Below are 23,264 nucleotides of genomic sequence, written 5' to 3'. Positions count from 1 at the left end.
CAGTTCCCCGCGAACCGACCCTCCCGAGCTCTCTGAGAGAATGAGAGACATGGCCTCTGATCGTCCCCGCGTGCTCTCCGGCATCCAGCCCACCGCCGGCTCGTTCCACCTCGGCAACTACCTCGGCGCCGTCCGCCAGTGGGTGGCCCTGCAGGAGACACACGACGCGTTCTACATGGTCGTCGACCTGCACGCGATCACGGTCCCGCAGGACCCGAAGGACCTGCGCGCCAACACGCGCCTGGCCGCCGCCCAGCTCCTCGCGGCCGGTCTCGACCCGGACCGCTGCACGCTCTTCGTGCAGAGCCACGTCCCGGAGCACGCCCAGCTGGCCTGGGTCATGAACTGCCTCACCGGCTTCGGCGAGGCGTCCCGGATGACCCAGTTCAAGGACAAGGCCGCCAGGCAGGGCGCCGACCGCGCCTCCGTCGGCCTGTTCACGTACCCGATCCTCCAGGTCGCGGACATCCTGCTCTACCAGGCGAACGAGGTCCCCGTCGGCGAGGACCAGCGCCAGCACGTGGAGCTCACCCGCGACCTCGCCGAGCGCTTCAACGGCCGCTTCGGCCCCACCTTCACCGTCCCCAAGCCGTACATCCTCAAGGAGACGGCGAAGATCTACGACCTCCAGGACCCGTCGATCAAGATGAGCAAGTCGGCGTCCACGCCGAAGGGCCTGATCAACCTCCTGGACGAGCCGAAGGCCACGGCGAAGAAGGTCAAGAGCGCCGTCACGGACACGGAGACGGTGATCCGCTACGACGCCGGGAACAAGCCGGGCGTCAGCAACCTCCTCACGATCTACTCGACCCTCACCGGCGAGACCATCGGTGAGCTGGAGGAGAAGTACACCGGCAAGATGTACGGCGCGCTGAAGACGGACCTCGCCGAGATCATGGTCGATTTCGTCACGCCGTTCCGGGAGCGCACCCAGCAGTACCTGGACGACCCCGAGACGCTCGACTCGGTGCTGGCCAAGGGCGCCGAGAAGGCCCGCGCCGTCGCCGCCGAGACCCTCGCCCAGGCGTACGACAAGGTCGGCTTCCTGCCCGCCAAGCACTGAACGCCGCCCCCGCGCACAGCCGTACCACCGAACAGCGCTGTACATCACTCCGGTTGCGCCTGCCCGTAACCCGGTCGTGGCCGTACAGTCGATATCCGGGCGGTCGTATCAGCGGCCCATCAACTGAAACGACAGGAGACCACGTGGGGACCGTAACGATCGGTGTGTCGATCGCGGTCCCGGAGCCTCACGGCAGCGAGCTCCAGCAGCTGCGCGCGGGCTTCGGCGACGCCGCGGCTCACGGCATCCCCACGCACGTCACCCTGCTTCCGCCCACGGAGATCGACGCGGCCGCCCTGCCGGCCGTCGAGGCGCATCTGACCGAGGTCGCCGCGGCCGGCCGGCCGTTCCCGATGCGGCTGTCGGGCACCGGCACCTTCCGGCCCCTGTCGCCGGTGGTGTTCGTCCGGGTGGTCGCCGGGGCGGAGGCCTGCACACGGCTCCAGCGGCAGGTCCGCGACCCCGCCGGGCCGATCGCGCGCGAACTGCAGTTCCCGTACCACCCCCACGTCACCGTGGCGCACGGCATCGACGAGGCGGCGATGGACCGCGCCTTCGAGGAACTCGCCGCTTACGAGGCCGAGTGGCCGTGCACCGGCTTCGCCCTCTACGAACAGGGCGCCGACGGCGTCTGGCGCAAGCTCCGCGAGTTCCCCTTCGGCGGCCCGGTGGTCCCGTCGCAGACCGGCCGCGTGGACCACGACTCGATTCCCACGCGCTGACCGACCGAACCCCGTGTGGCGGCCGCCGGCACCTCCCGCGGCCGGATGGCCGCGGCGGGCACGTCCGGCCCGGGACGGCGGGCCCGCGTCAGATCGGCAGCCGCCGGAACACCCCCCGCGGCAGGTGCCGCAGCGCCGCCATCACCACGCGGAGCGCGCCCGGGACCCACACCGTCTCCGAGCGGCGGCGCAGCCCCAGCTCGACCGCTGTCGCGACGGCCTCCGGCGTGGTCGCCAGGGGCGACTCGGGCAGTCCCGCGGTCATGCGCGTCCGGACGAAGCCGGGGCGGACGACCATGACGTGGACGCCGGTGCCGTGCAGCGCGTCCCCCAGGCCCTGCGCGAAGGCGTCGAGACCGGCCTTGCTGGAGCCGTAGATGAAATTGGCGCGGCGGGCCCGCTCGCCCGCGACGGAGGACATCACCACCAGCGAGCCGTGCCCCTGCGACTGGAGTGAGCGGGCGCACACCAGGCCCGCCGAGACCGCGCCGGTGTAGTTGGTCTGCGCGACCCGCACCGCCGCCTCCGGCTCCCGTTCGTCACGGGCCTGGTCGCCGAGCAGCCCGAAGGCGAGCAGCACCAGGTCGATGTCGCCCTCGGCGAAGACCTTGCCGAGGACGGCCTCGTGGGAGGCGGGGTCGAGCGCGTCGAAGGCGACGGTGTGCACGTCGGCCCCGAGGCCGCGCAGCTGCCCGGCGGCCTCCTCCAGCGCGGGCGAGGGGCGGCCCGCCAGCCAGACCGTGCGGGTGCGGCGGTCGATCAGCCGGCGGGCGGTGGCCAGCGCGATCTCGGACGTGCCGCCGAGGACGAGCAGGGACTGGGGGAGGCCGAAGGCGTCCTTCATGACAGCTCCTAGGGATCGCTCAGAGGTGGAGGCGGCGGGCCAGGTCGGACACGAACACCCCGCGCGGGTCCAGCTCGGCGCGCAGCGCGCGGAAGTCGTCCAGGCGCGGGTACATCGCCGCGAGCAGCTCGGGGCGCAGCCGGGCGTCCTTGGCGAGGTAGACGCGGCCGCCCGCGGCGGCGACCTCCTCGTCGAGCTCGTCGAGGAACGCGCCGAGGCCGGGCAGGCCCGCCGGGATGTCCAGCGCCAGCGTCCAGCCGGGCACGGGGAAGGACAGCCAGCCCGGGTCGGACTCCCCGAAGCGCTTGAGGACGGCGAGGAAGGACGGGCAGCGGCGTTCGGAGATGCGGCGCACGATGCGGCGCAGGGCGTCCTCCCGGCCGTAGCCGACGACGAACTGGTACTGCACGAAGCCGCCCCGGCCGTAGACGCGGTTCCAGTGGGGGACCCCGTCCAGGGGATGGAAGAAGGCGGAGATCCGCTGGAGTTGGCCGGTCCGCGCCCGGGGGGCCTTGCGGTACCAGAGCTCGTTGAACAGGCCCACGGTGGTCCGGGTGAGCAGGCCCTCCGGGAGGACGGCGGGGGCTGAGGGGAGGCGCGAGGTGCGGAAGCGGAGCGCGTCGCGGCGCATGCGGGCGGGGAGCGCGTCCAGGGGCGCGTGGTCGCCGCGGGTGAGGACCGCGCGGCCGGTGGCGGTGCCGCGGGCCAGCAGGTCGATCCAGGCGACGGAGTAGCGGTAGCGGTGGTCGTTGGCGGCCAGCCGGGCCATCAGGTCGTCGAGGTCGGCGGCGCGTTCGGTGTCGACCGACATCAGCGAGGTCTCGACCGGCTGGAGCCGGATCGTGGCGGTGAGGATCACCCCGGTCAGCCCCATGCCGCCGGCGGTCGCGTCGAAGAGCGGCGTGCCGGGGATCACCGTGTGGATCTCGCCGTCGGCGGTGAGCAGTTCGAGGGCGAGCACGTGCCGCGCGAAGGAGCCCGAGACGTGGTGGTTCTTGCCGTGGATGTCGGCCCCGATCGCCCCGCCGACGGTGACGTAGCGGGTGCCGGGCGTGACCGGCACGAACCAGCCGAGGGGCAGCAGCACCTCCATCAGGCGGTGCAGCGAGATTCCCGCGTCGCACAGCACGGTGCCGCCGTCGGCGTCGATCGCGTGCACCCGGTCCAGGCCCGTCATGTCGAGCACGGACCCGCCCGCGTTCTGCGCCGCGTCCCCGTACGCCCGGCCCAGGCCCCGGGGGATCCCGCCGCGTTCCCCGCAACTGCGGACGGCCGCCGCCGCCTCCTCGTACGTCCGCGGGCGGATCAGCCGGGCGGCGGTGGGAGCGGTGCGGCCCCAGCCGGTGACGGTGGTGTGGTCCAAGCCCATGACGTCCGGGGCGAAATCGGGGACGGATTCGGTGTCGGCAGACATGTCGGTGACCGTATCGCCCTAGTGTGGGCGATCAGTTAGGGAACATGGCATCCCTCCCCGAAATGGGTGATTAATGGGATGTCGCTCAATATTGCCGGAGTTCAGGCGAGTCGGGCGTGAACAGTGAGTCCACATGGACGACCTCGACGACCTGCACGACATGGACCACCGGATCGTTTCGGCGCTCAGGGCGTGCGGCACCGACCCGCGCGTGGCCGGCGCCGCACGCGCCCTGTCCTGGGCCGGGGAGCACGCGGCGCTGTGGCTGGCGGCGGGGCTCGCCGGAGCCGCCGTCGACCGCGGCAGACGCGGCGCCTGGCTGCGCGGCACGGCCCTCACCGCCGGGGCGCACCTCGCCGGCATGGGAGTCAAACGGATCGTGCGCCGCCCGCGCCCCGCGCACGTCGACCCGTTGGTGCGCACCGCCGGCCGGCACTCCTTCCCCAGCGCGCACGCCACCTCCTCCGCGGCCGCCGCCGTCGTCTTCGGCGCCCTGGGCGTCCGCGCGGCCGGGCCGCTCGCCGCCGCCGTGTGCGTCTCGCGCCTGGTCGCCGGCGTCCACTACCCCTCGGACGTCGCCGCCGGAGCGGCCCTCGGGGCGCTGACGGCCCGGCTCGGCGCCCGCTGGATGCGGGGAGGCGCCGACCGTGACTGAGACGGCCGTCCTGCGCCGGCGCGCCCCCGAGCAGCCGCCCGCGCCACCCCGCAAGGGCGGCGTCGCCGCCGGTCTCCTCCGCACCGCGCGCCCCAGGCAGTGGGTCAAGAACGTCCTCGTGATCGCCGCTCCGGCCGCCGCGGGAGAACTGTTCTCCCGGCACGCCCTGACGCAACTCGCCCTCGTCTTCGTGCTGTTCACGGCCTGTGCCGCCGCCGTCTACCTCGTCAACGACGCCCGCGACGCCGCCGCCGACCGGGCCCACCCCGTCAAACGGAACCGCCCGGTCGCCGCCGGGCAGGTCCCGGTGCCCGTCGCCTACGCCGTCGGCGGCCTGCTCGGCGTCCTCGCGCCCGTCGCCGCCGCCCGGCTGTGCGGCCCGCCCGTCGCGGCCCTGCTGACCGCGTACCTCGCCCTGCAACTGGCCTACTGCATCAGCCTCAAGCACGTCCTGGTCGTCGATCTCGCCGTCGTCACCACCGGGTTCCTGATGCGGGCCATGGTCGGCGGGCTCGCCCTCGGCATCCCGCTGTCGCGCTGGTTCCTCATCACGACCGGGTTCGGCGCACTGTTCATGGTGTCGGCCAAGCGCTACTCGGAGGCCGTGCAGATGGCCGGAAAGGGAGGCGCCACCCGCGCGCTGCTCACCGAGTACACCACCGGCTACCTCCGCTTCGTCTGGCAGCTCGCGGCCGGTGTCGCCGTCCTCGGCTACTGCCTGTGGGCCATGGAGGAGGGCGGCGTCCCGCACACCAGCGTGCTGCCCTGGCGGCAACTGTCCATGGTCGCCTTCATCCTGGCGATCCTCCGGTACGCCGTCTTCGCCGACCGCGGCACCGCCGGCGAACCCGAGGACGTCGTCCTGCGCGACCGGGCGCTCGCCCTGATCGGCGTGGCCTGGGTGGCGATGTACGGCCTGGCGGTGGCCAATTGGTGACCCCGCGCGCGTGGTCCGGCCCCGCGCCCCCGCTGCGCCGGGAGCTGCTGGGCTTCGCCGGCGTCGGTGTCCTCGCCTACGCGGTCGACCTCGCCCTGTTCACCTGGCTGCGCGGCCCCGCCGGACTCGGCCCGCTCACCGCCAAGGCCCTGTCCTTCGTGGCCGCCTGCGCGGTCGCCTACGCGGGCAACGCCTTCGGCACCTACCGTGCCGCGCGGCCCCGGGGCCTGCGCCCCTGCGCCGTGTTCCTCGCGGTGAACCTGGCCGGGGCCGCCGTCCAGCTGCTCTGCCTCGCCGTGAGCCACTACGGCCTCGGCCTCACCTCCCAGCGCGCCGACACCGTCTCCGGTGCCCTCGTCGGGATGGCCCTGGCCACCGTCCTGCGGTTCTGGGGTACCCGTACATGGGTGTTCCGGGCGGAGGGCAGAGTCGGATCATGGACTGGCTGAAAAGGCTGCCGGTGGTGGGGCCGTGGGCGCAGCGGCTGATGATCACCCACGCGTGGCGGTCGTACGAGCGGCTGGACCGCGTGAAGTGGACGCGGCTGGCCGCCGCGATGACCTTCACCAGCTTCGTCGCGCTGTTCCCGCTGCTGACGGTGTCCGCGACCATCACCGCCGCCACGCTCAGCACCGAGCAGCAGGAGCGGCTGCAGGACAAGATCGCCGAGCAGGTGCCAGGCATCTCCGACCAGCTGGACATCGCCGGCCTGGTGGAGAACGCGGGCACCATCGGGCTCATCGCCGGCGCGCTGCTCTTCTTCACCGGCGTCAGCTGGGCCGGTTCGATGCGCGAGTGCCTGCGGGCGGTGTGGGAGCTGCCCGACGAGGAGGAGAACCCGGCCGTGCGCTACGGCAAGGACACGGGCGTCCTGATCGGCCTGGGCGGCGCGCTGCTCGCGACGATCGCCGCCTCCGCCGTCGCCTCCGCGATGATCGGCTGGTTCACCCGGGAGCTCGGCATCGACGAGGGCGGCTGGAGCGGGGTCCTGCTGCACGTCGCCGCGTTCCTGATCGCGGTCCTCGCGAACTTCCTGCTCCTGCTCTACGTCCTGACGCTGCTGCCCGGCGTCGAGCCCACGCGCCACCGCCTGGTCGTGGCGGCACTGACCGGCGCGGTCGGCTTCGAACTGCTGAAGCTGCTGCTCAGCGGCTACCTCCAGGGCGTGGCCGCGAAGAGCATGTACGGCGCGTTCGGCGTGCCCGTCGCGCTGCTGCTGTGGATCAACCTCACCTCGAAGCTGGTGCTGTTCTGCGCCTCCTGGACGGCGACGCAGAGCAAGCAGGACGAGGTCCCCGGCTTCACGGGCGCGACCGGCGGCGCACCAGATCCGGCAGCGGCCACCGGCGGTTGACCAGGAACGCGCCGGCCGCGAGCAGCACGAGCACGCCCCCGGTGACGCCGAGCGCGATGCCGATGCCGCTGGAGCCGTCCGCGGCCGGGGCGCTGGCCACCGGCTTGGCTCCGGTCCCGGCCGTGCCCGTGCCGCCGTCCCCGGCGCCGCCGGCCTCGCCGGACGGCTTCGCGTCCGGCCCGGCGCCCGGCCGCGCGGCGTTCCTGGGCGGCACCAGCTCCCCGACCGGCCGCACCTTCCCGGCGGCCTTGAAGCCCCAGTCGAACAGCCGGGCGGTCTCCTTGTAGACCTCGTTGTGCTCGTCCTTCTCCGGGTTCATCACCGTCACCAGCAGCACCTTGCCGCCCCGCTCGGCGACGCCGGTGAAGGTGGCGCCCGCGTTGGTGGTGTTGCCGTTCTTGACGCCCGCGATGCCCTCGTAGACGGGCACGTCCGCGTCACCGCTCAGCAGCCGGTTGGTGTTCTGGATCTCGAAGGACTTGCGGACCTTCTTGCCCTTCTTGTCCTTCTTCGTCTCGCCGGGGAACTTCGCCGTGACCGTCGAGGCGTACTCGCGGAAGTCCTTCTTCTGCATCCCGGAGCGGGCGATCAGCGTCAGGTCGTAGGCCGAGGAGACCTGCCCCTCGGCGTCGTAGCCGTCCGGGCTGACCACGTGCGTGTCGAGGGCCTGGAGCTCCTCGGCGTGCTCGTTCATCTCCCGGACGGTGTTCTCGACGCCCTCGTTCATCGCCGACAGCACGTGCACGGCGTCGTTGCCGGAGCGCAGGAAGACGCCGAGCCACAGGTCGTGGACGGTGTAGGTCTCGTCCTCCTTGATGCCGACCATGCTGGAGCCGGAGCCGATCCCGGCCAGGTCGGAGGGCGCGACCTTGTGCTTCGCCGTCCTCGGGAACTTCGGCAGCAGCGTGTCCGCGAACAGCATCTTCAGCGTGCTCGCCGGGGCGAGGCGCCAGTGCGCGTTGTGCGCGGCGAGCACGTCACCGGTCTCGGCGTCCGCGACGATCCAGGACCGGGCGCTCAGGTCCTTCGGGAGCACCGGCACGCCGCCCGCCAGGTTCACCTGCGTCCCCGGCTGCCCGAGCCGGGCGCCGCCGACGGTCGACATCGAGGCCGGGGGGGTGGCCGACGGGCTCGCCGACGGGCTGGCCGAGGGCTTCGGGGCCGCGACGGCGGCGGGCGCGGCCAGGGCGAGGGACGTCAGGACGGCGGAGGCGACCAGCGGGAATCGCCGGGCGGTCTTCTTTGCGGGCACGGTCGGAAACGTACATGCCGTACGCAGTGAAGTCCCGCTCCCGGCCCCACCCCGGGCACGGAACCGGACAGGCTCTGGCGATACTGGTCTCATGCCGTGCTCACCCAGGGGACGACCCCCGGACCCCCGGCCGGCCCCGGGAGCCCGGCATTGCGATGAAAGGTCTGATTCTGTGAAGCTCAGCCGCCCCGTGTCCTGGTTCCTGCTCGCCTTCGGGGTGTGGAGCTGGGTCATCTGGATCACTTTCGTCAAGAACCTCGTCAAGGACAGCAGCGGGCTCGCGTTCGACGACGGTCGTCCCACGGCGTACTTCTGGGTGCACCTGCTGCTCGCCGTCGTCTCCTTCGTATTGGGGACGGTCGTCGGGGCCATCGGGTTGCGTGGTCTGCGCGCACTGCGCCGGACGTCATAACGGCAATCGGGAGACACGACACCGTGGCCATCGTCTTCATACTCGTCGCACTGCTGGTCCTGGCCGTCATCGTGACGGCCAACTGGTACGTGTGGCGCCGCCTGTTCCGCGACACGACCCGCGGCCCGGGCCCGGCCCGCCGCGCGGGCGCGGTGCTGATCGCGGGCGGCTGGGTCCTCACGATCACGGCCCTGGTCGCGGAACGGACCGGAGCCCCCTTCTGGCTCCAGCAGGTCCTCGCCTGGCCGGGCTTCCTGTGGCTGGCGCTGTCGATGTACCTGCTGCTGGCGGTCCTCGCGGGCGAGGTCGTACGACCGCTGCTGCGGCGCTTCCTGGAGCGGCGTGACGCGGCGAGGCGGCAGGACCCGGAGCGGGGACCGGTGTCGTCGTCCGCGTCCCGGACCGAGAAGGTGACCGTGCCCGGAGGGGCGGCCGTTCCCGCGGGGGCCGGTCCGGACGCGGACCCCGCGCCCGGCACGCCCGGGGGCCCCGCCCGGCCGCCGGCCCCCACGGACCCGGCCGGGTCCCCCGCTCCCGCCGGCCCCTCCCGCCGTGTGTTCGTGGCCCGGGTGGTCGGCGGGGCGGCCGCCGCCGCTGCCGTCGGGACCGTCGGGTACGGGACGTACGGCGTGCTGCGCGGTCCGCAGGTGAAGCGGGTCACCGTACCGCTGGCCAAGCTGCCGCGCGGCGCGCACGGGTACCGCATCGCCGTGGTCAGCGACGTGCACCTCGGCCCGGTCCTGGGCCGCGGCTTCGCCCAGAAGGTCGTGGACACGATCAACGCGACCCAGCCCGACCTGATCGCGGTCGTCGGCGACCTGGTCGACGGCAGCGTGAAGGACCTGGGCCCCGCCGCCGCCCCGCTGGCCCGGCTGAGGGCCCGTCACGGGTCGTACTTCGTCACCGGCAACCACGAGTACTTCTCCGGCGCCGAACAGTGGGTCGAGGAGGTCCGGCGGCTCGGCCTGCACCCGTTGGAGAACGCCCGCCGGGAGCTGCCGTACTTCGACCTGGCCGGTGTCAACGACATCGCCGGCGAGGAGGAGGGCCAGGGCCCCGACTACGCGCGGGCGCTCGGCGACCGGGACCGGGCCCGCGCGTGCGTGCTCCTCGCCCACCAGCCCGTGCAGATCCACGACGCCGTCGAGCACGGCGTCGACCTCCAGCTCTCCGGTCACACCCACGGCGGCCAGCTCTGGCCCGGCAACCTCCTCGCCTCGGCGGCCAATCCCACCCTCGCCGGCCTGGAGCGCTACGGCGACACGCAGCTCTACGTCTCGCGCGGCGCCGGAGCCTGGGGCCCGCCCACCCGGGTGGGCGCACCGTCGGACATCACGGTGATCGAACTGGCGTCCAGGCAGGCCTGACCTGGCGTTCAAGCAGGCTTGACACCGACGTGCCGCACGGCGGCGAGCAGGACCCGGGCCCGGCGTCCGGGTGGCACGGCGTGACACCCGCCCTAGGTCTGCGGCGCCCGGCCCTCCGGTCCCGTGGCCGGGGAGGCCTCCGGCGCCTGTTCGTCGCGCCGCCAGGTGAGCTGGACCTGGAGGTGGCCGCGGGCGCCGGTCCGGGCCAGGACCGCGCCCACCTCGGCGTCGAGCTGGATGCCGAAGTCGACGGTGACCTCGTCGGGGCGTTGGGGCAGGTCGCGCATGCGCCGGATGGTGAGCGCCGCGACCGAGCGCACCTGGTCCAGCGCCGCCGAGAAGGACCCGGTGGCCCGGGCCACCAGGTCGGACGGCGTGGCCGCGTCCACCACCCCACCGTCCACGCGCTCCAGTTCGGCGACGACCGAGTCGCCGTCACCCAGGTCGAAACGCACCAGAGTTCCCACGCATCCCCCTGAGACAGCCGGTCCGGAAGGTACGCCAACGGTAGCGGCCCGGAGCCCCGGCGGCAGCGCAAGTCGTCGCGACAGCGCGGCGGTTGGAAAGATTCCGGCCGTCGTGGCCGCCGGGGGCCCTTTCGACACGGGCCTTCGCGGGCCACTATGGGAAGAGCGCCTGCGCTTGGCCGGGCCGCGGGCCGGAGCCGACAGGGGGAAGTCTGACGTGAGGTTGTCTGCGACCGACATCGAGACCGACCTCGTCGATCTCAGCGGTTGGGGTCTTCGGGAGGTCATGGCACGCAGTGACCCCCAGCTCGTTCAGGCGCAGAACACGCTGCTCCGGCACCTCGTGGACCACGCGGTCGGACTGAGGGGCGGCGACGGTTCGGGAAGTCCCTACTTCGCCGCCCAGCAGCAGGACCAGCAGGACCAGGAGGAGCCCGCCGCCGCACAGGAGCACCCGGCGCGAACGCCGGTGTCCGAGCCGCCGTTGGCCCCCGAAGCCCCGTGCTGAGCAGCCACCGGACCCCGGTCGGCGACCTGGACGCGGTCGCGACCGGTCGGCTCACGGCCGCCTCGGTGGCGCGCATCGCCTCGGCGGAACGCAGCCGGCGCCTGCTGATGTTCCGCGCCATCGCCGCCGCCGAGCCCGAGGCCGCCGTGGACGACAGCCCGCTGCCTCCGGTGGCCGAGGCCTTCGACGTCCTCGCTCAGGCGGAACGATTCTGCCCGGAGGCCGTCCTCGCGGTCCTGTCCCATCCCCCGGTCGGCGTGTGGACGGTGAGCGCCCTGCGACACCTGCAGGACGGCGGAACGGCGGGCCACCGGCCGCCCTTGTGGCACCTGCTCGGCTACGCCCACGCCCTGGCGGGTGCGGCAGCGCTGCGCAGTGGCCTGCCCGGCGTGCTGCGCGTCCCCGCGACGGCCGGCACGGTCACGCTGCCGACCGTCGGACACGCCGTGTTCCCGGACAGGCCGGCAGGCTTCGACGTCGCCCTGCTCCACGTCACCGGGCGCGAGACCGCCACCCTCTCCCTGGGGGAGCAGCGCGTGCTCATACGGCCCGGTGACGACCGGCCGCGGGCCGGCACGGCACCGTCGCGCGCGGTGTGGCTGCCGCCGCGGCGACTGGCCTGGAGCGCCGGCACCGCACCGGCACCCGACCTGCTCCTGGAGGACACCGACCCGTACCGGGACTTCCGCTCCCCGCACGCGGAGCGCGCACCGCTGCCCGACGACGAGGCGGACCGGTGGCGCGAACTCTTCCGCGACGCGGCGGACGTCCTGCTCCGCAGGCACCCGCACGCGGCGCGGATGGTGTCCCTCATGCTGCGGGCCGTGGTGCCCCTGCCCGCCATGCCCCGTTTCCGGACCGCGAGCGCCTCCTACTCCGAAGCCGTGGGCAGCGCCCTGATCAGCCTCCCGCCCGACGGCGTCGATCTCGCCGTGACCCTGGTCCACGAGGCGCGGCACTCCGCCCTCAACGGGCTCGACCACCAGGTCCGGCTCGTCGAGCCGCCCGAACCGGGACAGCGGGAGGCCCTCTTCTACGCCCCGTGGCGCATGGACGCCCGGCCCCTGTGGGGAATCCTGCACGGCGCGTACGCCTTCACCGGTGTGGCGGAGTTCTGGCGCGCCGAACGGGCGGCGCTGAGCGGGCCCGCGGCCGGCCTCGCCCACTTCGAGTACGCGGTGCTGCGGGACGCGCTGACCGAGGTGCTCACCGCACTGCCCGCCCGGCAGGGCATCACCGAGTGGGGGCGGCGCTTCGTCCGGCACCTGGTGGAGCAGACCGCGCCCTGGCGGCACGACTCCGTGCCCGACGAGCCGATCTCCCTCGCCCGCACCGAACTGGCGGACCTCGCAGCCACCTGGCGCATGCGCCACCTCACGGCCGATCCGCCCGCCTGTGCCCGGCTGGCCGAACGGTGGCTGAACGGGGCGGCCGCCGAGGAGGCGGCCGCCCCACGGTCGGTCATGCGCGACTCCCCGCTGTTCCACTGGCCCGAGCCGCGCGGGGAGTTACGCCGCGTCCTGCTCGCCGAAGGGCCGTCCGCCCTCCGAGCGGCACCGGGGCCCGGCGCCCGCCCGCTCCCGTACGACCGCGATGCCGCCCTGCTCGCCGTCGACCGGCTGCTGGTGAGCGGAGCGGCGGCCGACGCACGGCACGCGTACGGCAAGCTGCTCGCCGAGGACCCGGACCGCCCCGCCGCCTGGGTGGGTCTGGGCCTCGCTCTGGAGGCCGACGGGCAGGATCCGGCCTCCCGCGCGCTGCTGCGTCGCCCGGAGGTGGTGCGCGCGGTGGCCCTGTCGGTCCGCGCCCGTACCGGGTGCGCTCCCGACCCCGAAGGACTGTCCCGGTGGCTCGGACGCGTGCCCGGCCTGTGCGCGTCCGGTGGTCACGGCTGAACCGCGGCCACCGGACACGGCAGCCGGGTCACGCCGGGAGCGGGTCGACGTCGCAGTTGGCCGGTTTCCCCTCCGCCGCGGCGTGACAGGCCGGGTGCTCCTCGCCCAGCGTCTGCCGGTAGCGGGCCAGCGTCTCGGCGTACAGTGACTCCGCCTCGTCGTCGCGCCCCAGCAGCCGCAGGCCCAGCGACAGGTTGAGTGCCATGGCCAGGCTGACCGGGTGGTTCTCGCCGATGCGGCGGCGGCTGTGCTCCAGCCCGCGGGTCGCGAGATCCACCGATGCCTGGACGTCACCGAGTTCGTACAGGTCGGCGACGAGGTTGACCACGCAGGACAGGGTGTTGGGGTGGTCTTCGCCCAGCAGGTCGGCCAGCTGCCGGTAGGCCGTCTCGTCCACGGCCCGGGCTTCCTCGACCCGGCCCACCAGACGCAGGCAGACCGCGTGGTTGACCCGCGCCGCGATCGTGTGCGGATGGTCCCCGCCCAGCAGGGCCTCGTATCCCTCGTAACCCTGCTGGCCCAGCTCCAGGGCGCGCTCCAGGTCACCCGAGTGGCGGACGTCGACGGCGTGCGCCAGCAGCGCGTTGACCGTCGCCGGATACTTGTCGCCGTACCGGGTCCGGAACAGGGCCAGCGCCCTGCCGGACAGCTCCAGCGCCTCCTCGTGGTGCCCCGCCCGCCGCTCGGCCACGGAGAGGATCTTGGTGACCGCGATCGAGTGCGGGTGGTTCTCGCCGAAGTTGTACACGGAGCGGTCCGCCACGTCCTCGGCCACGTCGCGGGCGCGGACGTACTCCCCGGCCTCCTGGAGGTCGAGCGTCACGGCGGCCATGGTGTTCAGCGTGGACAGGGCGTTCTCGCCCAGTTCCTCGACCTTCCGCCGGTGCGTGACCTGGTCGATCTCCAGTGCCTGCCGGTACTCCCCGATGAACCGCAGGTTGAGCGCGTGGCGGTGGGCGGACAGCAGCGTGGACAGGTCGTTGGGCCCGAAGAGCCGCTCGCAGGTCTCGTAGGCGTGCTTGTCGAGTTCCAGGGCGCGCTGGAACTCGCCGCGCAACCGGTGGTCCCAGGCGAGCATGCTGGTGATCTCCAGCGTGGACTCGTGCTCCGGGCCGAGCACCTCGGTCATCTCCGCCAGGGTCCGCTGGTCCAGCTCGAAGGCCTCCGAGTAGCGGCCCAGGATGCGCAGCGCGTCGGTGAAGAGCTTGGCGGCGGCCAGGGTCTGCTCGGGGCTTCCGCCCGGCTCGCTCTGCCACGTGTGGTACGTCTGCCCGGCCAGGTCGAGCGACCCCTCGTGGTCGCCCCAGGAGAACATGTACTGGATCTCGTTCAGCACGAGCTGCCGCACCCACGGGTCGGTCGACTCCAGGGCCCTGCTGTGCAGGACGTGCGGCAGCAACTCGCCGTACTGCTGCCACTGGTGCGACGCCGTCGGCTCGCCGGGGTCGCCCTGGGCCAGCAGCCAGTGGGCGCCGGCCCGCATCTGGCTCTTCAGCTGGTCCGGCATCTGGTTGATCAGCACCCGCTGGACCAGGCGGTGCAGCTGGATGGTGTTGGTGTTGTGGTTGATGCGCGCCAGGGCGTAGCGGTTGATCTCGCGGATGGCCCGGCCGAGCCGGATGGGATCGCTCAGCGCCGCACCGAGTTCCGGCGGCACCGGGGCGTCGCGGACCCCCGTGAACAGGCGCCGCGAGATCGGCTCGGGGGCGAAGAAGGCGCAGACCTGCAGGAGCTGCAGCGCGGCCGGGTGGTTCTTGCGCAGCCGCTCCAGGGACACGTTCCAGGCGGCCGCCACGGACAGCGGGTAGTCCGGCGGGGGGTCGCTGAGCATGAGCTCGTTGGCCTGCTGCTCGAAGAGGCGGAGGTACTCCTCGGCCGGCATGCCGGTCTCGGCGAGCCACACGGCCGCCTGTTCGATCCCCAGGGGGAGGTCCCCGAGGGTCTCCGCCAGCCGGTCGGCCGTCTCGTCGTCGAGCATCGGCGCTCGCAGTTGCAGCAACGACCGGCTCTCGTCCCGGGTGAACACGTCGACCTCCAGCGGACGTGCCGATGCCGCCCATTGGGCGTTGCGCGAGGTGACGAGAATGCGGCCCGGTCCATTGGTGGGGAAGAAGTCGCGCACGGCCTCGGGATTTTCTGCGTTGTCGAATACCAGCAGCCAATTCTTGTACGGTTCGCCGATGCGCAACGCTTCTATCACCGCGGGAACTGCCGTGTTGGCCTCACCGCTTCCCACATTCAGCCCAAGCCGCCCGGCCAGCATCACCAGGAACTGGCGGATCTGCTGCGGCTGCTCGGAGGGAATCCACCAGATGACCTGGTACTCGTGCATATGGCGGTACACGTATTCCACGGCGAGTTGGGATTTACCCACGCCGCCCATTCCCTGAAGCGCCTCGGGCAGTACCGCCGTGGTGCCTTCCTGCAGTCTGCGGTGCAAATCCTCCAGGAGCTGCACCCGACCGGTGAACGTACGATTGCGCGGAGGGACATTTCCCCAGACGGGTGGCGGTTTCTGCAGCCCGTCACTCCTCGATCCGGCTTGTGCGGACTGCAAGCCGCTCACTGTCATGTTCCCTTCCTCGTCGAACCCGGACTCTTCCTCGCCGAACCCGGAATCCTCGATCCCCACGCCTAACGGGGTCGCCTCATCCGAGGTTGCGGCCTCCTCGGTGGCCGGCGGAGGCCGCTCGACGGCCGTCGCCGCCGACAGGCGTTCACTCAGCTGGGCCACGGCTGTCGCGTACGGGGCTCCCATGGCCACAAAAGCGGGCGAAACCGAAGAAAACCACGGCTTCAACACTTCCACGGGCAGGCGAGCCGCGCGCGCGGGATCGCGGACCACTCGTCCGAGTTGGGAATAGCTGTACCCAACCGGCCCTTGTGCGGTCGCGGCGATGTGGTCGGCGGCCAGCATGATGGTCAGCGCGGTCTCGCGCCGCGTGCCCTCCGAGAGCAGCTCGCGCCGCACCCCCTCACCGATCTCCAGCTCGGCCCGGGCCTGGGCGGGCGTCTCCGGGTCGGCGGGGATGTGCCGCAGCATGCCGCTGAGCAGGAGCTCCGCCACGTGCCAGGTGCGCGCCTCGGGCAGCAGCCGGGCCTGCACCAGCCGCAGCAGCGAGAGATTCAGCAAGGGCAGGGCCGCGCACAACCGGGCCAGGCGGTACGCGGTCGGTGACAGCCGGGCCCGCAGCGTCCGGGCCCGCACGTCCGCCCGCGCGCCCGGTTCGGGACGCTCAGCGTCCGCCGGGGCCGCGGCCGACGCGAGCAGCGCCCGTACGGCGTACGCGCCGGACAGCTCGCCCGCCGTGAAACGGGCCCACCGGCCCAGCCCCTCGGGTGTCAGCGTCAGCACCGGCAGCGCGATGCCGTCCGCGGCCGGCTGCTGCCACGGCTCCTCGGGGGCCAGGACCAGCTCGTCGTGCCGGACGGTCCACGTCCGGTTGGGGGCGGCGGGGTACGGACCGGTCAGCTCCACGCGGTGGGCGCAGGTGCCCGTCCGGGCCCAGATGTGCTCGGGGAGGGTGTGGACGAGAGCGACGGGCAGGTCCCGGGCCCAGCGCGCCAGCAGGTGGGGTGCGCTGCCGTCGGCCCAGTGCGCGGCCTGCAGATCCGTCAGCACCAGCAGGACCTGGCGTCCGTCGCCGCCGGGCACCGGAGGGCGATCGGACCCGCCGGTACGGGACCACCGCACCAGGCGCACGTCGCGGAACGCCCCGGAGCCGTGCAGGGCGTCCCGCAGCCGTTGTGCCGTGGGCACCCACAGCCGCATCGAGGCGCCCGTGTCGACCAGGAGCGTCAGCGTCAGCCAGCGTTCCTCGGCCGCCCGCTCCCTGGGGAGCCACACGCCCTGCTCGGCCGCGGTCTCGGCGGTGGCCTCCTCGTCCAGCACGTACCGGTGCCGTGAGGCGATCCGCCGTTTCAGCGGCAGCATCGACTTCTCGACGGAGCGGGAACGGTCCAGGGCCAGGTGCCGGCCGAGTTCCACGAGGACGGACTCCATGGGGTCCGCCCGCGTCGCCTCGGCGGTCCGGGGAGGCCGGTGACCGGCGGTGTCGTCGGCGGGAGTGGGGGAGAACGGGCCGGCGGGGTACGGCCGTGGGCCGCTGGGCGGGGGTGGCCGCGTGCCGTCGGTGCCGTTCGGCGCGTCGGCGCCGTCCGTGTCGTCCCGTTCCGGTGGGGCGCCGTCCGTCTCGTCCCGCCCGGGCGGGCTGCCGTGCGCGGCGGAGCCGGCCGGCTGGTGCGGACGGGCGGCGCCGTTCTCGCGGCCGGCCGTGGCCGCCTCGCCCAGCAGCCGGTACCGCTGGGCCGCGAGCCACAGGGCCTCGCCGACCTCGAACCACAGGGGCCCGGCGCCGGACGGCGATCCGCGCAGCGCAGCCCGTGAGGCGGCACCCGGCCCGTCACCGTCGTGCCCCCCGCCGCCTCGGAAGGGCAACCGGGTCATCCAGATTCGCCCTCGTCGAGTCGGCGCCACAGCGCGTGCAGCAGCTCGTTCCAGGAATGCTCGCCGGGGCCCGCCGGGGCGGTGCGCAGGTACTCGGAGTTGAGCAACTGGTCCGCTGCCAGGGTGCCGCCCGCCCGGGACCGGGCCAGGAAGTCCCGGATCATGGTCGTCCGCCCCTCGTCGTCACCGTGGGACAACTGGGCGGCGAGCATCGCCGCGAGCTGTTCGGAGTCCGGCGCGGGCAGGTCCAGGTACAGACAGCGGCGCAGGAAGGCGGGGGGCAGGGTCCGCTCACCGTTGCTGGTGATCACCACGACGGGGAAGGCGGAGCAGCGCACCCGGCCGTGGTGGATCACGGCCGTCCCGTCCGGGTCGTCGGTGTGCACCTCCACCTCCGGCAACCGGGAGCGCACGCGCGCCAGTTCGGGGATGACGTACTCGCCGTCCTCGAAGACGCCGAGGAGGTCGCCGGCGAGGTCCATGTCGGCCTTGTCGATCTCGTCGATCAGCAGCGTGCGGGGCACGGCACGGGGGAGCAACGCCGTGCCGAGCGGGCCGAGTTGGATGTAGTCACCGAGGTTGTGCAGGCCGTCCGGCTCCGCCGGGGGCGTCTTGCCCTGCGCGTCCGCGTCCGCGTCGGCCGCGGCGCCGTCCGGGGCGGTGCCCGGCGCGGCACCGCGCAGTGCGCCACGGGCGGCGGCCTCCTGGACCCTGCCGATGGCGTCGTAGGCGTACAGGCCCTCCTTGAGGGTGCTGCGACTGGTGATCGACCACCGCAGCACCCGGCCTAACCCCAGCTCGCGGCTGATGCAGTGGGCGAGGCTGGACTTCCCGATCCCGGGCGGACCGGCCACGATCAGGGGGCGGCGGAGGAAGAGCGCGGCGTTGACGAGGTCCCGCTCCTGGGGCGAGGCCGCGCGGGCCACCGGGCCGTCGGCCGGACCCAGGCGCCGGGTGAACTCCGCCTCGTCCCGCGGAGGTTCGGCGGTGATCAATGGCCCGCCGGAGAACCTGCGCCACGGCGGGGCCGGGGGCAGCAGCTCGGACAGCGGTGCGTCGGCACGGGGCCGACCCGTCCCGCGATAGATGTGCCACGCACCCGGATCGACGGTTGTGCCGTCGGCCGCCGTCGGATCGTGCAGACCCCGTTCAGCCATCAGCGCCTCCCCCTCACCCTGAGTCCTGCGCGATCAGTGCACGCTCGTACCTCTCCGGCCGTGGTCCCGGCACAACCGCGGTCCCGTAGGCCCGACGTAGCCTGTCGGGTGTCCGCCGGGAGCTCACATCACCGACTCCGGGGCCTCGGGAAGGCGGTTCGGATCGTCCCACAGCACAGCGACGCGAGACCGGATGCAGCCCCGCCCATCGTCCCGTGGATCGGGAGAGAAGCGCAAGCGCGTGACGTGGTCGAGAAGGGCGTCCCACGCGCCCGTCTCGGCGACACGGTCGGCGGCTGCGTGCTCGCGTGCGTCGAGGTGCCCCTGATGTGCCCAAAGCAGCACGGGCAGACCCGCCCGCAGGCCCAGCAGCAGCTCACTGCGCCCCTCGGCATCCTGGGGCGAGGAGCCCAGGGCCATCAGAACTATGGCCGGGTCTTGCTTCAACTTGGCGTATAGCAGCCCTTGCCGGGCGCCGTCGCCGGTTCTGCACCGGTGCACGCGCCCCTGCGTGCCGCCCGTGAGTACCTTCCAGCGCTCGTTCCAGACACGGTGCAGTTGCAGTGCCTCCATGCGCTCCAGGCTCCGTATGGCGACCTTGTAGTCCGCCCCCAGCGAGGGGGTGAAGGACGCCCCTTCGGGCACGTCGGGAAAAGGGCTGGTCCGGGGCCAGTCCTCGACCGGCTCGTTGAGCAGTCCCACCGGGAGGATGAACTCCAGCACGATGCCGCCGTGGTGGTCGCGCAGCCGTGCCTCCTCCCGGTCGATCAGCTCGGCCACGTGGGCCGGGGCGTCGGCGAACGGCAGCCGCCGGTCGTCCCGCTGCCGTGGTTCCCAGGTGTCTCCGGTGCTGGTCCAGCAGGTGAGCCAGACCTCGTCGCGCGCGTCCGAACAGGGCTGCAGCCGGATCACCACGTAGGCGCATCCCTCGGTCTTCCGGCGCCACGCGCCGGTGGTCCCCCGGGTGTCGCCCAGGATCCGCATGGCGTCGACGCCCTGGTCCGTCATCATGCGGACGTGGCGGCTGAGCCAGCGGCGCAGCGGGTCCCCCAGGCCCGGACCGACGGCGTAGGCGACCTCCTGGACGAAGCGCACGGTGCGGGGCACGCCGTCGGTCGGGACGTTGCACTGCTCCAGCAGTTCGTACGCCTCCCAGGCCGTGCGCACGCCGTCGGGCAGCGGGTCGAAGCCGTCCCCGGCGGCGAAGGAGAAGATCGTCCCCAGCTCGGGGACGGTCCGGCGGTCGAGGCCCCCGAGCAGCGCGGCGAGTTCGCTCCGCTGTCCCGGATCGCCCATCGGGTGCGCCGGGCCGTGCACCAGGGCGGCCGCCTGCTCCGACGGCAGGTCGTAATCGGCGAGGAAGCGAACGGTGCCGGCGAGTTGTTCCCAGCCCCCCGGGGCCGTGCCGAACATCCGTACCATTTCCGCGAGATGGAGCTTCTTGTCGTCGAACTCGGCCACCGACAGGCGCTGCCGCAACCGGTCGAGGGCGATGTCCACGCACAGCCTGCGCGACCTGAGATCGTCCAGCACGGGCACCTTCATGAGCGCGTCCACCAGGTGCGCCGCCCGTTCCGCACCCAGCCGGTCGACGACCTCGGCGGGCCGCGGAGCGTACGTCGGATACTCAGTCATGGTGACCCGGGCCTCCGTCGGTCCCGCCCAGCCGGTCCGGCCACAGCCGTCTCGCCGCGTCGGTGAAACGCCGTACGGAGATGCTGTCTCCCTCCAACTCCCGCACCGCCCGCACCAGCTCACCGGGCCCGTCCCTGAAGTCGCCGCATCGGCGCACCAGGTGGAACATCTGGAGCCGGGGGCGGTCCGCCCGGGGCACGCTGCCCGATATGTGCCCGGGCAGGAGGGACAGCAGGCCGCTGCCGCCGTCGGGGGTGACGGCGCCGGTGGCCAGCAGCGCGTTGACCACGTCCCACGGGTCGGCCGGCCCGGCGGTGTCGGCCGGTCCGCCCTTCTCCTCGAACAGCGGAGCGAAGGGCGTCCGGGACAGCAGGGCGAAGGGGATCATCCACGCGACGCGCGTAGGGACCGGTGCGGCACGGTTCAGGACCGACGAGACGACGCCGGTCACCGTGCGGTGGTGCCGGTCCCACACCCCGGCCCCGCTGAAGCCCCGTTCGATCCGCGCTCCCGGGCCGTCGTCGCCGTCCAGCTGCAGCCACCGCGCCTGCGGCCCGCCCACGGCCACCGTCCGGGCACGCGCCCACACCCCCTCCGGCGCGTCGGAAGGGTGGCCGAAGACCAGGACCGGCACGTCGGCTCCGGGCGCGGTCGCGTCCACCGGGGCGGCTGCCGGGCCGGGCGGCAACGGACCGGTCAGCCGCAGCACGGCGAGGTCGCTCGCCGGGGGCGAGCGGAACCAGCCCCCCTCGGCGACGCGCGCCGTCACCGGCCCGCCGCCCGGCACGGCGGGGAAGTCGGCCTCGAAGGCGTCCGCGGGGGCCTCCTCCAGCCGCGGGCGGCGCAGCGCCGCCTCCACGACATGCGCGCACGTCACGGCCAGCCCGCCGGACAGCAGCACAGCCGCCCCGGCGACGCGCGGGCGCACACCGTCCGTCGCCGGCCGGGGGGCGACGTCGCCCGCCGCGTGCCGGTCGTCCGTGCGGACGAGAACCCGTAATCGCCAGGGAGCCTCCGTCACCCCCCGGGACTCCCGCCTCGTTCCGCCCGACCCCGTTCGCACCACGTCCCTGTGTCCCCCTCACGCGTGGTCTCGGCAGCGCGCCACACTCGCCGCCTCGGCCTGCCAGGTTAAGCCGAAGAGACGGGCGAGGGTACGGTCCGCGCACGCCACCGCCCCGCTCTGTGCAGAGCTGTGACACCCGGCCTCAGACACCTGCCCGGCCGGTTCTCTCCCCACTCGGCGGAGCCGGGCAGGGCCGGGGAGACGGACCCTAGGACCCGGCGGCGCGCCCGGCCGGGTCCGGGATCGCGCGGGTCATGCCCGGCAGGAAGTCCGTGAACAGCTCGTGCACCTCCCGCACGAGCGGCCGCAGCACCCGGAACCGGGCCAGGGCGACCCCGCGCGCGGTGAGCCGGGCGCCCCGCTCCGCGAGCCGGTAGCTGCGCTCCCGCCCCTCCGTGCGGTCGAAGATCCAGTACAGGACGAGTCCCATCTGCGACAGCCACATCAACTCGGGCAGGATGTCGCGCAGTTCCTCGGGCACCTTGGTCTTCGTCCCGGCCAGCACCTGCCGGTGGACGCTGATGGCCTCCACGCGCGCGTGCTCCGACTCGGGCGAGAAGGGGCTGAGCGGGCTGTCCGGGTCGGCGGCGTTCTTGAAGAACTGCACCGCGAACTCGTGGTACGGCGCGGCGATGTCCAGCCAGGTCCGCAGCACGCCCGCGAGCCGGGCCTCCAGGTCGGTCTCCCGTCGCAGGATCTCCCGGACGGCCACCTGGTGCTCGGCGGCGATCCGGTCGTAGAAGCCCTGGATCAGGTGTTCCTTGCCCTCGAAGTAGTAGTACGCGTTCCCGACGGAGACCCCGGCCTCCTTGGCGATGGCCCGCATCGTCGTCTTGTCGTAACCGCGCTCCTGGAACAGCCGCATGGCCGTCTCCAGGATCAGGGCGCGGGTCTGTTCGGACTTGGTCGGGGTGGCGCCGTCGCCGGGGCCGTCGTTCTTGTCGGGCACGGGAAGAGAGCCTAACGCCAGGGCCGGGGCGGTCAGCGGGGGGCGCAGGAGCCGTCGGCGCAGGACGGCGCGGTGTAGGTCCAGCCGGTGCCGGGGGTGTACGCCCACCCGTCCGCCCGGCGGTACACCCGGCCGCCCCACTGCGCACCGAGGCGCTGTCCCCGTTGCCACCGCGCACCGCGCCACTTGGCGGCGGCGAGCACGGCGCCTCTGGCGAGCCGGGCGCCGGAGGGGGTGCTCAGCCGGTGGGCGAGCGGCCGGTGCTCGCGCAGTGCCCACAGGGTGACGACCCAGGCGGCCGGGCCCCGGTAGACCTGCCCGGCGTCGCCGACGACGGTGATCTCGTCGAGCGTGGCGCCGTGGTCGAGACCGGGGAAGCGCCGCCGGGCCTCCGGGGAGCCGGCCGGGACCGGCTCCAGCGGCACCAGCCGGGGCTGCCGCAGGAGCCAGTCGCGCAGGAACACGCACAGGGAGCACTCGGCGTCGTAGAGGACGGTGAGGTGGCGGACCGGGGCGGCGGCCTGCACGGCGCCGGGCGCGGTGGCCGGCCGCGCCCCGGGCGCGGAGGCTTGTCGTGCGTCGGGCGCGGTGGCCGGTCCTGGGTCCGGTGCCGTGGCGTTCATGTGCCGCGTTTTCCGTTCAGGCCCGGGCCTGCGGGGCGACCCAGCCCTGCGGCGGCACCGGCGGCACCTGCTCGCGCTCCATCGCGCCCCGGCGCCGGATCCGGTTGAGCACGTAGACGTTGGCCAGGTGCATCACGCCGAGGACCAGCAGCACCACACCGAGCTTGGTCGACAGGGCCTCGAAGATCCCGCGCGTGTCGGTGATGGTCTCGTCGTCGCTCAGGTACAGCGCGACGAACCCGAGGTTGACGAGGTAGAAGCCGACCACCAGCAGGTGGTTGACGGCCTCGGCGAGCTTCTCGTTGCCGTGCAGCACGTCGGCGAGGAAGATCCTGCCGTTCCGGCTGAGCGTGCGGGCCACCCAGATGGTCAGACCGATGCTGACCAGCAGGTAGATGACGTAGGCGACGACCGTGCGGTCCATTGCCCCACCCCTTCTTGAACACGTTCAAAACGCTGTCGGGGATGACTGTAGACCTCTTTTTGAACATGTTCAA

The 23,264-nt window shown here is 73.2% G+C and carries 21 protein-coding genes; 10 read left to right on the top strand and 11 right to left on the bottom strand.

The features are described 5' to 3' along the window. Nucleotides 1-49 precede the first annotated feature (49 nt). Together trpS and AC07DA_RS21395 are read left to right on the top strand one after the other, a co-directional pair. Nucleotides 50-1,063 carry a tryptophan--tRNA ligase gene (gene trpS / locus AC07DA_RS21400; protein WP_479129762.1) on the top strand — a complete coding sequence of 338 codons (1,014 nt, stop codon included), beginning with the start codon at nt 50-52 and terminating at the stop codon, nt 1,061-1,063. Nucleotides 1,064-1,206: 143 nt separating this feature from the next. Beyond that, complete coding sequence (locus AC07DA_RS21395) at nt 1,207-1,785, top strand: 2'-5' RNA ligase family protein (RefSeq protein ID WP_479129761.1); 579 nt, start codon at nt 1,207-1,209, stop codon at nt 1,783-1,785. Between the two features lie 88 nt (nt 1,786-1,873). On the opposite strand, the gene AC07DA_RS21390 is transcribed toward AC07DA_RS21395, so the two are convergent. Together AC07DA_RS21390 and AC07DA_RS21385 are read right to left on the bottom strand one after the other, a co-directional pair. After that, nucleotides 1,874-2,629, bottom strand: a complete 756-nt coding sequence (locus AC07DA_RS21390) for a decaprenylphospho-beta-D-erythro-pentofuranosid-2-ulose 2-reductase (protein WP_479129759.1) — start codon at nt 2,627-2,629, stop codon at nt 1,874-1,876. 19 nt (nt 2,630-2,648) lie between these two features. Next, nucleotides 2,649-4,043, bottom strand: coding sequence for an FAD-binding oxidoreductase (locus tag AC07DA_RS21385; RefSeq protein ID WP_479129758.1), 1,395 nt, complete (start codon nt 4,041-4,043; stop codon nt 2,649-2,651). 133 nt (nt 4,044-4,176) lie between these two features. On the opposite strand from AC07DA_RS21385, the gene AC07DA_RS21380 reads away from it, so the two are divergent. Genes AC07DA_RS21380 through AC07DA_RS21365 form a run of 4 tightly spaced genes read left to right on the top strand, consistent with a single transcriptional unit; the run spans nt 4,177 to nt 6,989 of the window. Beyond that, nucleotides 4,177-4,698, top strand: coding sequence for a phosphatase PAP2 family protein (locus tag AC07DA_RS21380; protein ID WP_479129757.1), 522 nt, complete (start codon nt 4,177-4,179; stop codon nt 4,696-4,698). Further along, nucleotides 4,691-5,635, top strand: coding sequence for a decaprenyl-phosphate phosphoribosyltransferase (locus tag AC07DA_RS21375; RefSeq protein ID WP_479129756.1), 945 nt, complete (start codon nt 4,691-4,693; stop codon nt 5,633-5,635). The genes AC07DA_RS21380 and AC07DA_RS21375 overlap by 8 nt, the downstream gene beginning before the upstream one ends. After that, a complete protein-coding gene (locus AC07DA_RS21370) occupies nt 5,632-6,084 on the top strand; it encodes a GtrA family protein (RefSeq protein ID WP_479129755.1) in 453 nt (150 codons plus the stop codon). Before AC07DA_RS21375 ends, AC07DA_RS21370 begins: the two co-directional genes overlap by 4 nt. Further along, nucleotides 6,072-6,989 (top strand): YihY/virulence factor BrkB family protein, encoded by a 918-nt coding sequence (locus AC07DA_RS21365; RefSeq protein WP_479129754.1) that lies wholly within the window; start codon nt 6,072-6,074, stop codon nt 6,987-6,989. The genes AC07DA_RS21370 and AC07DA_RS21365 overlap by 13 nt, the downstream gene beginning before the upstream one ends. Here the strand turns inward: AC07DA_RS21365 and AC07DA_RS21360 are convergent. Then, nucleotides 6,937-8,241 (bottom strand): D-alanyl-D-alanine carboxypeptidase family protein, encoded by a 1,305-nt coding sequence (locus AC07DA_RS21360; protein ID WP_479129753.1) that lies wholly within the window; start codon nt 8,239-8,241, stop codon nt 6,937-6,939. The two genes, AC07DA_RS21365 and AC07DA_RS21360, sit on opposite strands and share 53 nt — an antisense overlap. A 172-nt stretch (nt 8,242-8,413) precedes the next feature. Between AC07DA_RS21360 and AC07DA_RS21355 the strand changes: the two genes are divergently transcribed. After that, a complete protein-coding gene (locus AC07DA_RS21355) occupies nt 8,414-8,653 on the top strand; it encodes an SCO4848 family membrane protein (protein WP_383324869.1) in 240 nt (79 codons plus the stop codon). 23 nt (nt 8,654-8,676) lie between these two features. Beyond that, nucleotides 8,677-10,020 carry a metallophosphoesterase gene (locus AC07DA_RS21350; protein ID WP_479129752.1) on the top strand — a complete coding sequence of 448 codons (1,344 nt, stop codon included), beginning with the start codon at nt 8,677-8,679 and terminating at the stop codon, nt 10,018-10,020. A gap of 92 nt (nt 10,021-10,112) precedes the next feature. On the opposite strand, the gene AC07DA_RS21345 is transcribed toward AC07DA_RS21350, so the two are convergent. Continuing rightward, nucleotides 10,113-10,487, bottom strand: coding sequence for a CU044_2847 family protein (locus AC07DA_RS21345; protein ID WP_479129751.1), 375 nt, complete (start codon nt 10,485-10,487; stop codon nt 10,113-10,115). A 286-nt stretch (nt 10,488-10,773) separates the two neighbouring features. Between AC07DA_RS21345 and AC07DA_RS21340 the strand changes: the two genes are divergently transcribed. Both AC07DA_RS21340 and AC07DA_RS21335 read left to right on the top strand, forming a co-directional pair. Then, nucleotides 10,774-10,995: a hypothetical protein gene (locus AC07DA_RS21340; protein ID WP_479129750.1), complete on the top strand. Its 222-nt coding sequence runs from the start codon at nt 10,774-10,776 to the stop codon at nt 10,993-10,995. Next, on the top strand, nt 10,989-12,890 hold the full coding sequence (locus AC07DA_RS21335) for an aKG-HExxH-type peptide beta-hydroxylase (RefSeq protein WP_479129749.1): 1,902 nt from the start codon (nt 10,989-10,991) through the stop codon (nt 12,888-12,890). The genes AC07DA_RS21340 and AC07DA_RS21335 overlap by 7 nt, the downstream gene beginning before the upstream one ends. A gap of 28 nt (nt 12,891-12,918) precedes the next feature. Here the strand turns inward: AC07DA_RS21335 and fxsT are convergent, their stop codons facing one another. The 7 genes from fxsT to AC07DA_RS21300 form a co-directional block, all read right to left on the bottom strand. After that, complete coding sequence (gene fxsT, locus AC07DA_RS21330; RefSeq protein ID WP_479129748.1) at nt 12,919-17,337, bottom strand: FxSxx-COOH system tetratricopeptide repeat protein; 4,419 nt, start codon at nt 17,335-17,337, stop codon at nt 12,919-12,921. Then, entirely contained in the window at nt 17,334-18,494 is a 1,161-nt protein-coding gene (locus AC07DA_RS21325) for an AAA family ATPase (RefSeq protein ID WP_479129747.1), read from the bottom strand. Before AC07DA_RS21325 ends, fxsT begins: the two co-directional genes overlap by 4 nt. Nucleotides 18,495-18,617: 123 nt before the next feature. Continuing rightward, the gene (locus AC07DA_RS21320; protein ID WP_479129746.1) at nt 18,618-20,129 is read right to left on the bottom strand and encodes a VMAP-C domain-containing protein; all 1,512 of its coding nucleotides are present in this window, start codon (nt 20,127-20,129) and stop codon (nt 18,618-18,620) included. Continuing rightward, the gene (locus AC07DA_RS21315) at nt 20,122-21,150 is read right to left on the bottom strand and encodes an effector-associated domain 2-containing protein (protein WP_479129745.1); all 1,029 of its coding nucleotides are present in this window, start codon (nt 21,148-21,150) and stop codon (nt 20,122-20,124) included. Before AC07DA_RS21315 ends, AC07DA_RS21320 begins: the two co-directional genes overlap by 8 nt. A 253-nt stretch (nt 21,151-21,403) precedes the next feature. Beyond that, a complete protein-coding gene (locus AC07DA_RS21310) occupies nt 21,404-22,144 on the bottom strand; it encodes a TetR/AcrR family transcriptional regulator (protein WP_479129744.1) in 741 nt (246 codons plus the stop codon). A 32-nt stretch (nt 22,145-22,176) separates the two neighbouring features. After that, nucleotides 22,177-22,671, bottom strand: coding sequence for a thiol-disulfide oxidoreductase DCC family protein (locus AC07DA_RS21305; protein ID WP_479129888.1), 495 nt, complete (start codon nt 22,669-22,671; stop codon nt 22,177-22,179). 112 nt (nt 22,672-22,783) lie between these two features. After that, nucleotides 22,784-23,191: a hypothetical protein gene (locus AC07DA_RS21300; RefSeq protein ID WP_365087398.1), complete on the bottom strand. Its 408-nt coding sequence runs from the start codon at nt 23,189-23,191 to the stop codon at nt 22,784-22,786. Nucleotides 23,192-23,264 lie beyond the last annotated feature (73 nt).

The organism is Streptomyces sp. NPDC044921 (genome assembly GCF_056432865.1).
Note: the sequence above shows the minus strand (reverse complement) of the source record. Positions and strands in the feature narration are given on the sequence as shown.